We start from the raw sequence: 13,010 nt of genomic DNA, 5'->3' as shown, positions 1-13,010 counted from the left end.
TCTAGGATTCACAGCTCCTTTTAACTTGTGCTGGAGAATTTTATGTCCGAAACTTCAACCCTGCGCCAGTCTTTCAACAGCGTGCGCGACAATCCTGTCTTGCTTGGCACTGAGATAACCCAGCCGGTTTGCGAGGGGATGAACGCCCTGCTGGCCAGCTTCCAGGGGCTGTACTTGCAGTACCAGAAGCATCACTTCGTGGTAGAGGGCACTGAGTTCTATCCGCTGCACCAACTCTTCAAAGATCACTACGAGCAGGTGAGGGAGCATGTCCACAACCTGGGAGAACGCCTAGAAGGGCTGGGAGGTGTGCCGGTAGCCAGCTTTACCACCTTGGCCCAGCTTTGCTGCTTTACCCCTGAGCCGGATGGAGCTTTTGAGGCACGGCAAATGTTGATGAACGACCTGGCGGCAGAGCAGGCCATCATCGATCTGCTGCGGCGGCAGGCAGCCCAGGCGGAGAGCCTTGGGGATCGGGCCACCCGCTACCTCTACGAGCAGATCCTGTTGAAAACAGAGGATCGCGCTTTCCATCTCCATCACTTCCTGGCCAACGACAGCCTGGTGTTCGGCTTGATGAACGGCAGAGCCTAGCCAGAAGGTCCACAGGTGGGCTTGAGCCTGCCTGGTTTCCGACCTCTGGCTTTTTTTTGAAAAGCTATTGAGAATCTGTTTCATTTCTCTACCATTCTTTTCTCTACCATTCTTTACCTCTGAGGTGCTGATCCCGGCCATGAACCCCGCCTTTCTGGACTCTGAGCGCGGCTATCTCTTGAACATTCCTCTGGGCGAGCGCTGGCGCGTTGGTCGGCGGCTGATGGAATTGGGGATCCCGGCGATTTGTACAGGAGATGGTCGTCTGCGGGTGGAGGTGAGTACTCCATTGGCTGTTCTACAGGTGCGCAGTGTGATCCGTCAGCACACAGCGCGGCGACAGGAGTTATTGGATGGCCTAGAGGTTTGTTGGCAGCTCAACACAGAGGCTGGGGGTCAAGATGAGCAAGTTCCCTAAGCAAGGAATCCCGTTTGAGTCGGAGGGCCAGTTTTTGGGATTTCTTCCCGATAAGGATGGCAAGCTCAAGTACCTGCGTTGGCAGGCTGGGGCTGACATTTTTTCCGGCAAGATCCCCAAGTCTCTGCGCTCTGCCCTCTACCGCACCCTCAAACCTGGAGACACCGTGCAGATCTGTGGGGAGCGGGAGGTGGATCCGCACAAAGGGCGAGAGAAGTGGGTGCTTTACCGGGTGGTTCCCCTCGGAGAGAGGGCGGGGGGTATGTCTTTGACGACAGCTCCAGCTTCCGGGGGTGAGACGGAGCCGGTTGTCCCAAAGGTCAAAGGTAAGGTGCTGGTCTGCCAGAAATCCGACTGTTATCGGCGTGGGGCCGGAGCGGTGATGCAAGCCCTGAACGCCCACTTGGCCGCCTACTCCGGTTCGATTTGCGTGCAGGGGGTGGGCTGCATGAAAGATTGCAAACGGGGCCCCCATGTGGTGTTTATGCCCGACAAGGCTCGTTATAGCGGCGTTTCCCCCCAGGGGATCCCGGCTTTGTTGGAGCGGCATTTTGCCATTGCGTCGCGGGTACAGCAGGTTGAGACAGCGGCTTCTTCCCAATGCCCACGCTGACCCTCCATCGGCGAACGGCTCTGTGGGGCGGGCACGAGTGATTTTCCTTCTGCAGAGGAGCCGCTTTGGGTTGGTTTGAGACAGATTCCTTTCTTTTTCCCGGTGGTGGGCTGCAATTGACTGCCCTTGCCCCCCGGGAGAGGAGAGCCAACACAATCACACAGGTTGCTGCAATCGGAAATGAATGGTGCAAAGGGTGCAGCAGTAGACCTGGGGAGAGCGAGATCCCGATTGCCAGCTGGTGGAAGGGATCCCTCCTGTGTGATGCTACAGACAGAGGCAGGCTAGGGGAGGGAACAGACCTTGCGGGTGGGGATCATCGGCACCGGCTACGCAGCTCGCTCACGGGCCGAGGCCTTGCGCAAAGATGGGCAAGTGCAGATTGTCGCTGTTGCCGGTCGAGCTCCCGACCGGAGCGATGCTTTTGCCGCCGAGTTGGGGGCCGTCGCCTATTCGGACTGGTCTTCTCTGTTGGGCGAGCAGCGGCTGGATCTGGTTTTTGTCAGCACCATCAATCGGGATCATGCCGCCATTGCCCGTGCTGCTCTGGAGGCAGGGATCCACACCGTCGTGGAATATCCCCTCGCCCTCAGCGCTGCCGAAGCGCGTTCCTTGGTGCAATTGGCAGCCGAGCGGCAAGTGCTGCTGCACGTCGAACACATCGAGCTAATTAGCGGCGTTCACCGGTTGCTGAAACAAGAGCTGGAAGGGTTGGGCAAGCTGTTTGCCGTTCGCTACATCACTCTCACCGCCACCCACCCCGCTCCCGATCGCTGGACCTATCGGCCTGAGTTGTTTGGCTTCCCCCTCATGGGGGCCGTTTCTCGCATCCACCGCTTGGTGGACTTGTTGGGCAGGGTAGAACGGGTGAGCTGCCAACTGCGCTACGACGGGCCGGATCTGCCCCACCGCTACAGCAGTTGCTACTGCACAGCCCAGCTGAGTTTTGCCAGTGGGTTGCTGGCGGTGTTGACCTATGGCAAGGGGGATTCCCTGTGGTGCTCGCAGCGGCTACTGGAGTTCCACGGTCAACGGGGGGGCCTATTGATCAACGGCGAAGAGGCAACGTTGCTGCGGCCCGGCAGCGCCCACCCTCTAGAGACGGGATCCCGCCACGGCCTGTTCGAGCAAGACACCCGCATGGTGCTGGATCACCTGCGCCACGGCAGACCCCTCTATATCCATACTGAAAACATGCTCCACGCCCTGGCGGTGGCCGAGGCAGCCGAGCGATCTGCCCAAACCCAGCAGGTGGTTTGCGTTCAGGATTAGCCCTAAGGGAAGTCCCTGATACATTTATGCTGAACACTGCTGAACATCACTGTTCAACTATGCAGCGATAGCATTCTGTTTGTTTCCAAACAGAATGGCGGTATCCCGCAAAGCTTTGAGTAGAATACCCAAAGCGCAGTTTCCGTGTCGTCTTACTACCAATTTTCTGCTTTGCTTTGGCTACCATGTTGGCAGACTCGAAAGTAAACAGAAAGATCAACTGGTAGTAATCCGTACTGAACATATTATACATTATTTTCAGTATAGTTGAGCTTATTATTGACTAGAGTCATGCTCTCCCCTTGAGAGAGGGGAGCTACGCAATGGGGAGTTTCACTGGGATGTTATGGTCATTTCAGGTTAAGGTGAGACGCCTGGGCTGCTGATCGCGCCAGCGGGACGGAGTCCTTGAAAAGCCCTATAGCCTGCTGCACTCAGAGTTTTAGGTGTGGGTGCAGTGCCCTAGTTTAATTGAAATGACCATACTGGCAATACAGGGATCCCTGAAAATAGACAGGATGGCGGGGAGGGCTAGTCATGATTGAGGCGGGGGCAAGCGTCTTGAGGCGGATGTTGGGCGTCTACGGCAGCTCTAAGATGGGCGTTCTGCTGCTGCTGGGGTTTTCTTCGGGTTTGCCGCTGCTGCTGATCAACACCACCTTGAATGCTTGGCTGACCCAAGCGGGCTTGACCACCATTGCCATCGGCTTGTTTAACCTGCTCAATTTGCCCTACTCCTTTAAGTTCTTGTGGTCGCCTGTTCTGGATCGATTTCTGTTGCCGGCACCGGGATCCCTGCGGGGCAGTCGGCGGCGGGGGTGGATGGCCCTGACCCAGGTGCTGTTGCTGCTCAGCATAGGGCTACTGGGTTTTCAGGATCCGACCCAAACCTGGCTGGAAGCCTTGGGATGGGAAGAGCTGGCCCAGACTTGGCCGGGAATCACGGTTTTCACCCGCCCGATCTTTCTGGTGGGGTTGCTGGTGGCTTTTTTGAGCGCCTCTCAGGACATCGCGGTGGATGCCTACCGTACCGATATCTTGGCGGAGCGGGAGATGGGGGCAGGGGTAGCGATTTTCGTATTTGGCTACCGCATCGCGCTGTTGGTCAGCAGTGGCGTGAGCTTGATCTTGGCGGACTATTTGCCCTGGTGGCAGGTGTACGGGATCATGGCGCTGCTGATGTTGATCGGGTTGATTACCTCGTTTTTGGCCCCTGAGCCGGAAAACAGCGCCCTCAAGCCTACCTCTTTGCGGTCGGCCATCATCGAGCCGTTTCAATCTTTTTGGCGGCACCGCTTGGCCTGGGCGATCCTGCTGTTTGTGGTCTGCTTCAAGTTGCCGGATAGCTTGGCAGGGCAAATGACCCCCACATTTTTGTTGCAGACGGGGTTTAGCACCAGCGATCTGGGCATTATCCGCAGTTGGATAGGCTTGTTGGCCACCTTGGCTGGGGCTTTTGTGGGGGGGGAGTGGGTCAGCCGCATCGGCACCTACCGCTGTCTGTTCATTTTCGCAGCCTTGCAAGGGATCGGCAATTTGGGCCTGGGAGCGATTGGGTTGGTGGGGCAAAACTATCCGCTGCTGGTGGGGGCAACCGTTTTCGACAACATGGCCGGGGGCATGGGCACGGCTGCTTTTCTGGCTTTTTTGATGAGCCTTTGCGACCGGCAATTTAGTGCCACCCAGTATGCTTTGCTCACCAGTGTATTTGCCGTGGGGGGAACCTTGGCCGGGGCTGTGTCAGGCTATTTGGCGGCTGCGGTCAATTGGCCTTTGTTTTATCTGATCACGGCGATGACAGCCGCTCCGGCAATGGTGATCCTGCTGTGGCTTGGCCCCCCTTCATCGACTGCAGCCCTGACCACGGCTGCAAAAGGGGAAGCCTCTGAACCGTAGCTGCCCCTCCAGCCGTCTGTGTCTACCGTTGGCCTTTCCACCCCATGGTGGCGAATGAGCAGCCCGTTATCTCTGCCCTGCTTTCTTCGCTGCTGACGGTAGCCTTGCCTTGAACGCAACGGGGATGGCCGCCTACAGCGCAGCCCCGATTTTGGCCGCCAGATCCACCAGCCGCGCCGCATAGCCGTACTCGTTGTCATACCAGGAGAGCACCTTCACCGTGCGATCCCCTAAGGTCATGGTGGATCCCAAATCCACAATGGAAGAGTGGGGATCCCCGACGATATCCGCCGAGACGATCTCCGGTGGAGCAATGGCCAGGATGCCGCGCAGCGGGCCTTCTGCAGCCTCGATAAAGGCTTGGTTGACGGCTTCTTTGGTGATGGGCTGCTCGGTACGCACCACAAAGTCCACAATCGAGCCGGTCAAGGTGGGCACCCGCAGCGCCAGGCCATCCATCTTCCCTCTCAGGGCGGGCAAAACCTCGGCCACTGCCGTGGCGGCCCCGGTGGTGGAAGGCACGATCGACACTGCTGCTGAGCGGCCCCGCCGATAATCTTTGGGATCCGGGCGATCCACAATTGCCTGAGTGGCGGTATAGGCATGGCAAGTGGTGAGAAAGCCGGTCTCGATGCCGAAGCGATCCAACAAGACCTTAGCCAGCGGCGCCAAGCAGTTGGTGGTGCAGGAAGCATTGGAGATGATGTGATGCCGCTCCGGGTCGTATTGGTCATCGTTGACCCCCATCACCACCGTCAAGTCGGGGCCTTTGGCAGGAGCAGAGATGATCACCTTTTTGGCCCCGGCTTCCAGGTGTTTGGCGGCCCCGTCTCGTTTGGTGAACAAGCCGGTCGATTCCACCACCAGGTCAACCCCCAGATCTTTCCAGGGCAGTTGTGCCGGATCCCGCTCTGCCAAAACCCGGACTTTCAGGTGGCTGCCGATTTGCAGATGCCCGTCCACCGCGCTCACGGTTTGGGGCAGGCGCCCATAGGCCGAGTCGAACTGGAGCAGGTAGGCCAAGTTGTCGGGTTCGGTCAGGTCATTGACTGCCACCACCTCCAGCTCTGGAGCTGGTTGAGACAGCAGCACCCGCAGGAAGGCCCGCCCAATGCGACCAAATCCGTTAATGGCTACCCGTGTGGTCATCGCAATCCTCCGGTATCAGTTTATACGATGGATCAGGGGACGCGGCATGGGAGACGCTGCCCCCCTAGGGATAGGGTAAAAGAAGAACGGGATCCCCATCGCTTTTGCACCCAAGATCTCCAGATTTGCCACTGGGACTCACCCAAGAAGTTGCCGGCAGAAGGGAAAAGTAGGAATGAAGGTATTGCTGACCAACGATGACGGCATCGAGGCTGCCGGGCTGGCCAACCTCAAGTTGGCCCTCAACTCTCTCATCCCGGAAGAACACTGTTGGATTGTGGCCCCCCACCAGCAGATTTCCGGCTGCAGCCACCAGGTGACGACGGGGCGACCTTTTCGAGCCTTGGCCCGCGGCGAGCGCACCTTTGCCGTCGAGGGATCCCCTGCCGACTGTGTGCGGGTGGCCCTATTCAAGCTGGCCCCAGCGGTGGATTGGGTGCTTTCCGGTATCAACGAGGGGGGAAATCTTGGATCGGATGTGTATCTGTCGGGAACGGTGGCGGCGGTACGGGAAGCAGCGATGCGCGGGATCCCGGGAATTGCCATTTCCCAATACCGAGCAGGGGGCCAACCCATCGACTGGGAGCAAGCCCAGCGGTGGACGCGGGAAATCTTGGCGGAGCTGATGGAACAACCCCTGCCCAGGGGGGCGTTTTGGAATGTGAACCTGCCTCACTTGCCCGCCGGATCCCCTCTGCCGGAGCGGGTCTATTGTCCCCTCTGCACCCAACCCCTGCCGCTCGATTATGCAGTGGAAGCCGAGGGAAATGGGGCAGAGTCGCTGTGGTTTCGCTATCAGGGCCGCTATGCGGAGCGCGCTCGGGATCCCCAAACCGATACCGACATCTGCTTCTCCGGTCGGGTGGCCATCACCCAAGTGCAACTGGCCAAGGACTCCGTCCCGCTAACGCGACCAGGCGTTTCCGCTGGGGGGGGTAGAAGCCAGGTTGCGGGCAATGGTTCTCAGCCGTTGCAGCCGTAGCGCCGTCAGGATATCGGTGGGATCCAGCTTCAGAACCTGTTCTATGGCATCTGCCAGGTGTTGAGCGGCCTCCTGTCGGGTGTAGCCGCGAAACTGAGCACGGCGCAGGGCAAATTCATCGGCGTCGAAATGGGCGCTCTCCCGGTTCAGGTTTTGCCAGATCTGCCGGACGGAGAGAGCCGTAATGCCACCTGCCAACAGAGCGGAAAAGGGGTGCTGCAAAGAGAGCTCCGCCACGGTGGTGATGCCCCCGAACAAGGCCAGCGACTGGTAAAACCCCGGCTGCAGCCAGTTGCGATTGTCCAGCCAGCCCACCTCCCGCAGAAACAACAGATCCCGCTGTGGCTGAGGGATCCCTTGCCAACGGCGAAAATCGATGGCGATGGTGCCCTGGGGCTGCCAAGGGGCTTTGCGGCGGGAGATGAGCAGGGCTTCACCCCCGAAGTGGGGAACGACGCTGATCAAGGGTCGGAAAGAAGCGGGGAGCAGATCCCGCAACCGTTCGGTTTCTTCTTTTTCAAAGGATTTGAAATCTGGGCGGCTGTTCATGGCCTCACCTGTTAGGGGCATTGAGGCGGGGAGCCCGCCTGAACACGGGCGCTGTTCCGGCCCCCGACACCACAGCCCTGTGTAGAACCAATGCGAGGTTAGTCTATCGCATCTCCAGGCTGGCCGTGGAACTCTGGCCGTGGAACTCTATAGGTGGAACCCTGTAGGTTTCAAAGATCCCAATCCTAGGTTGCGTAGACTGGGAAGGCGAGCCTACCCGTCTTACCTACTCGTCTTAAATCCGAGACCATGACCTTCCCAGCTCAGCCAGAACCCCAAGTGCTCCGTACTGCTGACGGGAATGAGCAGAGTATCAACAGCCCCCTTTACACCTACGCCTTCTTCCCGCAGCCAGCTCCAGAACTTTTGCCCTTCATCCGGCAAACTGAGGGGATCCATCGGTCGGTGCAGGTGTTCTCCCCGACAGGCAGCCGAATTGCCGCTGCTGTGGAGCCGATGCCGGATCCGGAGTCGCTGCAAGTCTCGGATGAGGTGTTGGTGCGTTCTGCCCTGCGCCACGATCAGGTGATCTGCCGGCTGTTCGCCCAGATGCCGGTGCTGCCCCTGCGCTTTGGCACCTGCTTCCTCTCAGCAGAAAAGCTGGGATCCCATCTGCTGTCCCGGCAGACGGAGTACGAACAAGCCCTCGCAGCCATTGGGGGGCGGGCCGAGTACTGTCTCAAAGGAAGGGTTCAACCTCAGCCCCAACCGGAGCCACAGCCCTCCCTAAGCGGGACGGCCTATCTGTTGGCCCGCAAGCAAGCCTATCTCCAGCAACGACAGGCCCAAGAGCAGCAAGAGCAGGAGCAGCAAGCCCTACAGCAGCTTTGGCCTTCCACCTGGCCTGTGCAAAGGGGGGATCCCCAGCCAGGAGAAGCCTTGCGGCTCTACTTTTTGCTCACTCCTGCCGAGTGGGAAGCCGCCCTTCAGCTCACCCAAACCTGGCTGGATCAGCACCCCCATTGGCAACTGGATTGGAGCGCCCCTTTGCCCCCCTATCACTTTGTCCGTGCCCTGCGGGATCCCCTGGCCGACAGGTGATAGATCCCAACTTTGGAGTGGCCGACACCGTTCAAAGTGCTCCGCACGAGGATCGCGGTCGCGTTAGCAGAGCGTGGATCCAAGCGTGATAATGGTGAGGGGATCCCGTCCGCTTCCTGTTTGCATTGGCGAGGCGGAGCCCTCACAGGGCAAAGGACTCCGTCCCGCTAACGGGAACAGCAGGCAAAAGGAAGAGTTGTGGTCTAAAGCGCTATGCGCCGCTACCGCGAACGAGTTGGGCTATTGGGGCTGGGCACGGTTGGCACGGGTGTTGTGCAAATTCTGCAGCAACCCCGGCATCCTCTCTTGCAGTCGGTTGAGATTGCGGCGGTGGGGGTGCGCTCTTTGGACAAGCCACGGCAAGTGCGGATCCCGCCTGAGCGCCTGACCACCAATCTGGAGCAAATCGTGTCGGATCCGGAAATCGACGTGGTCATCGAGCTGATGGGGGGCTTGGAGCCGGCCCGCACCTTGATCTTAAAAGCCATTGACCACGGCAAACCGGTGATCACAGCCAACAAAGCGGTGATCGCCCGCCACGGGGAGGAGATCTTTCAGGCGGCAGCCCAAGCCAAAGTCTCGGTGCTCTTGGAAGCGGCAGTTGGGGGCGGGATCCCGATTCTGCAGCCCTTGCAACAGTCCCTGCAGGCCAGCCACATCCAGGCGGTCTGGGGCATTGTGAACGGCACCACCAACTTCATCCTCAGCCAGATGACCCAGGCGGCCAGCTCATTTGAGGAAGCCCTGGCCCTGGCCCAGGCCCACGGCTACGCCGAAGCGGATCCCAGCGCCGATGTGGAAGGGTGGGATGCCGCCGACAAGATCGCCATTTTGGCCAGCCTTGCTTTCGGGGTGTCTGTGAAGCGGGAAGCCATCCCCTGCGAAGGGATCCGCGGCATCAGCCCCACCGACATTCGCTATGCCCGCGAGTGGGGCTACACCTTCAAGCTCTTGGCCATCGCCCAGTTGCGTCAGCATTGCGGAGCAGCAAGGGCCCATCCTGTTCGCGCTAGCGGGGCGGAGCCCTTGGATGACGGGGAAGGGGCGGTCGCGACAGCGTTGCGGAGCAACACGATGGCCTTGGACATCCGAGTTCACCCCACCCTTCTGCCCTCTACCCACCCCTTGGCCAACATCAACGGTGTGGACAATGCCGTCCTGGTGCAGGGGGATCCTTTGGGGCAGGTGGTGCTGTCGGGGCCGGGGGCGGGGCGGGGGCCGACTGCCAGTGCCGTTGTTGGCGATCTGCTGACCCTGATTGCCCACCGGCAAACGGGGGCTGATGCCCCCAATCCGCTGTGGGGATTCCCCTGCTTTCCTGCTGCCGCCTCTTTGATCCCTCTCTCGGAATTGGAGTCGGAGTTTTACGTGCGGGTATTGGCCCAGGATCAGCCGGGGGTAATGGGGGCGATTGGCACCTGCTTCGGTCGCCACCGGGTTAGCCTGGAGAGCATTACCCAAAAGGAATGTCACCAAGAGCAGGCGGAGATTGTGATTCTCACCCACACCGTCCGGGAGGCCGACTGCCGGCAGGCGCTGGCCGAGATCCAACAACTGCCCCAGGTGGCCGGGATCCCCAGCCTATTTCGGGTGCTGCGCTAGCTGCTATAGATCCAAAATGCTCCGCACCGCTGACGCGAACGCGCTGGTGGGACGGGGAGCGGCTCAGAGCATAATTGTTTGACTCTTGAGGATTGAAAACCCCGTTGGAACCCAAAAGATGAACTCTTCTGTTGAGCACTTTAGCGGGACGCAGCCCTCGCAGGCTGAGGTGGTGGTGGTGGGGGCGGGCATCAGCGGCCTAACGTTGGCCTTGCGATTACAACAGGGCTTATCCCCCAAGGATGAATCCACCCAGCCGCTGCTCCTGGCCGAGGCCAGCTCCCGCGTGGGGGGCTGTATCTCCACCCAATCCAAAGACAGCTATCGCTGGGAAGAGGGCCCCAACAGCTTTACCCCCGTCCCCGCCCTGCTTAACCTCATTGCCGAGGTGGGCTTGGCGGAGCACCTGGTGCTGGCCGATGCCCAATTGCCCCGCTACATCTACTGGGAAAAAGAGCTGCTGCCGGTGCCCCTGAGCCCTTCTGCGGCAATTGGCTCGCGGCTGTTGAGCGTGGGCGGCAAGTTGCGGGCCTTGCGCGGCTTGTTGGGGTTTGTTGCGCCGCCGCCAGGCGGAGAGGAAACGGTGCGGCAATTCTTCCGGCGGCAACTGGGATCCGAGGTGGTAGAGCGGCTGGTCGAACCTTTCACCTCAGGGGTGTATGCCGGGGATCCGGATCAGCTCAGCGCCTTGGCAGCCTTCCCCCGCATTGCCGGCTTGGAAGAACGCTACGGCAGCCTCTTTGCCGGTGCTGTGCAGGCTTTGCGCAGCCGTTATCGCTACGCGGCGCTCCCGCGAACCCGTCACCAGGACAGCGGCAACTCCCCTATCCAACCTCCTCCCAAGCGGGGCCAACTGGGTAACCTGCGGCAGGGGTTGCAGCAGCTACCTGAGGCGATTGCCCAGAAACTGGGCAGTGCGCTGCGGCTGGGCTGGCGGGCTGTGCATCTCAAGCGGGATGAGACGGGCTACCGGGTGGGCTTCGTCATACACGACAGCGGTGCAGAGCACACGGCCCCAGAAGAAATCCACTGGGTGGCGGCTCAACAGGTGGTGCTCACCCTCCCTGCCTACGCTGCTGCCACCCTCCTGCAGGATCTCAACCCCCAGGCCAGCCGGCTGCTGAGGGAAATCCCCTACCCGCCTGTGGCGGTGGTGGCTTTGGCCTATCCAGAAGAAGCCCTCCCCCAACCGCTGCGAGGGTTTGGCCATCTGATCCCTCGCTCTCAGGGCCTGCGCACCCTGGGCACCATCTGGGCCTCCTCCCTCTTCCCAGAGCGGGCTCCTCAGGGCTATCACTGCCTGATCAGCTTCATTGGGGGGGCCACCGATGCGGCTTTTGCCCGCCAGAAAGGGATCCCGCCCATCACAGCTCTCTCCCCCGACGAGCGGGCCCAAATTGTGCATGCAGAACTCAGCCAGATCCTGCTCACCCGCCCTGTCGAACCCATCCGCCTGGGAGAGCGCCTGTGGCCCCAGGCTATCCCGCAATATACGCTTGGCCACCGGCAGCGGATTGCCCAATTGCAGGCCAGCCTGGCCGACCAAACCCCAGGGGTGTGGGTGTGTGCCAACTACCTGGATGGCGTGGCCTTGGGAGATTGTGTGCGGCGGGCCGAGGCCCTAGCCCAGCAGATCCTGTCCGTCCGGCGTTAGCGGTGCGGTTCCCGTTCGCGTGTAGCAGCATAGAGTGCTGTAGACATAGCAGCATGAGCCATCCCTACACCAGCCTCCTGCTCATCCCCACCGGCATTGGTGCCCGCATCGGTGGTTTTGCCGGGGATGCCCTGCCTGTTGCCCGCACCCTGGCAGCAGCCGCAGAGCGGGTCATTACCCATCCCAACGTGTTAAACGGAGCCAGTTTGTTTTGGCCGATGGGGAACGTGTTGTACGTGGAAGGGTACGGCCTGGATCAGTTCTGTGCGGGGGTGTGGAATTTGCGGCCAGTGCGCCAAAACTGTGTTGGGGTGGTGCTGGATGCCGGGATCCCCCCCGATCTGCAACAACGCCACCTGCAGGTGATGCAGGCTGCTCAGGCCACCTTGGGGCTCAACATTGGCCCCTGGCGCTTGACCCGCCAACCCTTGGGCGTTTCCGTCGGCTTCTCCCCCTCAGGAGCCAGCCAGGGATCCCTAGCCCGGCCCGATGCTCTCTTGGAGACTGCCCAGGAGCTGGTTCGCCTGGGGGCAGAGGCCATTGCCGTGGTGGCCCGCTTTCCGGATGACTTGGACTTCAGCCAGTACGAGCAGGGAAGGGGGGTGGATCCCCTGGCCGGCGTCGAAGCCCTGATCAGCCACCTGGTGGTGCGGGAGTTGCGGATCCCTTGTGCCCATGCCCCCGCTTTCTACCCTGAGACTTTCCCCAAGCCGGTTCACCCCCGCGCTGCTGCTGAAGAGGTGGGGTTTACCTTCTTGCCTTCGGTTTTGGTGGGCCTCAGCTACGCTCCCCAGTTCGTCAAGAGCGGGGATCCCGCCCAACCGGGCGACCTGACAGCAGAGCAGGTGGACAGCGTCATTGCCCCGGCCACTGCCTTTGGGGGGCCTGGCTTGCTGCACCTGGCCAGCCGTTATGGCTCCGCAATGCTGTCGCGACCGCGCCACAATGCTCCGCCGCTGACGCGAACGGACGGAGTTCTTACTCGTCCTCCGCTTTTCATTGCCGTCGAGGAAAACACCACCGTGATGCAGGTGCATCCCCGCCAGTTGGGGATCCCTCATGTATCGGTAACCTCCTATCTAGAGGCGATTGGAGTGGTGGTGGCCCATCGAGCAGGAGTGGCCTGGTCGTCGCTACGGCTCTCCCCCTCCACCCGGGACAAGCTGGGATCCCACACTTGCGCCGTTCGCGGTCGCGGTGCGGAGCACTTGAGCGGGACGGAGTCCCAGTAGGCTACCGG

Annotated in this window: 12 protein-coding genes; 10 read left to right on the top strand and 2 right to left on the bottom strand. The window is 60.6% G+C overall.

Annotation, left to right across the window (positions count from 1 at the left end; all coding sequences use genetic code 11):
- Positions 1–42: 42 nt before the first annotated feature.
- The 5 genes from dpsA (at position 43) to ACVWXE_RS02700 (ending at position 4,793) form a co-directional block, all read left to right on the top strand.
- Positions 43–594, top strand: coding sequence for a DNA starvation/stress protection protein DpsA (gene dpsA, locus ACVWXE_RS02720; protein ID WP_457441926.1), 552 nt, complete (start codon positions 43–45; stop codon positions 592–594).
- A gap of 139 nt (positions 595–733) precedes the next feature.
- Positions 734–1,012: an Asr1405/Asl0597 family protein gene (locus tag ACVWXE_RS02715; protein ID WP_414399291.1), complete on the top strand. Its 279-nt coding sequence runs from the start codon at positions 734–736 to the stop codon at positions 1,010–1,012.
- On the top strand, positions 996–1,625 hold the full coding sequence (locus ACVWXE_RS02710; RefSeq protein ID WP_457489522.1) for a (2Fe-2S) ferredoxin domain-containing protein: 630 nt from the start codon (positions 996–998) through the stop codon (positions 1,623–1,625). The genes ACVWXE_RS02715 and ACVWXE_RS02710 overlap by 17 nt, the downstream gene beginning before the upstream one ends.
- 303 nt (positions 1,626–1,928) lie before the next feature.
- Positions 1,929–2,897 carry a Gfo/Idh/MocA family protein gene (locus ACVWXE_RS02705; RefSeq protein WP_457489521.1) on the top strand — a complete coding sequence of 323 codons (969 nt, stop codon included), beginning with the start codon at positions 1,929–1,931 and terminating at the stop codon, positions 2,895–2,897.
- A gap of 597 nt (positions 2,898–3,494) precedes the next feature.
- Complete coding sequence (locus tag ACVWXE_RS02700; protein WP_457489520.1) at positions 3,495–4,793, top strand: AmpG family muropeptide MFS transporter; 1,299 nt, start codon at positions 3,495–3,497, stop codon at positions 4,791–4,793.
- A gap of 132 nt (positions 4,794–4,925) precedes the next feature.
- Here the strand turns inward: ACVWXE_RS02700 and gap are convergent, their stop codons facing one another.
- A complete protein-coding gene (gene gap / locus ACVWXE_RS02695) occupies positions 4,926–5,942 on the bottom strand; it encodes a type I glyceraldehyde-3-phosphate dehydrogenase (protein ID WP_457384723.1) in 1,017 nt (338 codons plus the stop codon).
- A gap of 175 nt (positions 5,943–6,117) precedes the next feature.
- On the opposite strand from gap, the gene surE reads away from it, so the two are divergent.
- On the top strand, positions 6,118–6,924 hold the full coding sequence (gene surE / locus ACVWXE_RS02690; RefSeq protein ID WP_414419291.1) for a 5'/3'-nucleotidase SurE: 807 nt from the start codon (positions 6,118–6,120) through the stop codon (positions 6,922–6,924).
- Here surE and ACVWXE_RS02685 read toward each other — a convergent pair.
- On the bottom strand, positions 6,847–7,473 hold the full coding sequence (locus ACVWXE_RS02685) for a DUF3318 domain-containing protein (RefSeq protein ID WP_414374913.1): 627 nt from the start codon (positions 7,471–7,473) through the stop codon (positions 6,847–6,849). The two genes, surE and ACVWXE_RS02685, sit on opposite strands and share 78 nt — an antisense overlap.
- 249 nt (positions 7,474–7,722) lie before the next feature.
- Between ACVWXE_RS02685 and ACVWXE_RS02680 the strand changes: the two genes are divergently transcribed.
- The 4 genes from ACVWXE_RS02680 to ACVWXE_RS02665 all read left to right on the top strand — a co-directional run bounded on the left by ACVWXE_RS02680 (position 7,723) and on the right by ACVWXE_RS02665 (position 13,002).
- Complete coding sequence (locus tag ACVWXE_RS02680; RefSeq protein ID WP_457489519.1) at positions 7,723–8,514, top strand: GvpL/GvpF family gas vesicle protein; 792 nt, start codon at positions 7,723–7,725, stop codon at positions 8,512–8,514.
- A 213-nt stretch (positions 8,515–8,727) separates the two neighbouring features.
- The gene (locus tag ACVWXE_RS02675; protein ID WP_457489518.1) at positions 8,728–10,116 is read left to right on the top strand and encodes a homoserine dehydrogenase; all 1,389 of its coding nucleotides are present in this window, start codon (positions 8,728–8,730) and stop codon (positions 10,114–10,116) included.
- Positions 10,117–10,234: 118 nt separating this feature from the next.
- Complete coding sequence (hemG, locus tag ACVWXE_RS02670; protein ID WP_457489517.1) at positions 10,235–11,770, top strand: protoporphyrinogen oxidase; 1,536 nt, start codon at positions 10,235–10,237, stop codon at positions 11,768–11,770.
- Positions 11,771–11,823: 53 nt separating this feature from the next.
- Positions 11,824–13,002 (top strand): DUF3326 domain-containing protein, encoded by a 1,179-nt coding sequence (locus ACVWXE_RS02665; RefSeq protein ID WP_457489516.1) that lies wholly within the window; start codon positions 11,824–11,826, stop codon positions 13,000–13,002.
- Positions 13,003–13,010 lie beyond the last annotated feature (8 nt).

The organism is Thermostichus sp. MS-CIW-41 (assembly GCF_054058915.1).
This window is presented reverse-complemented; position numbering and strand designations above follow the sequence as displayed.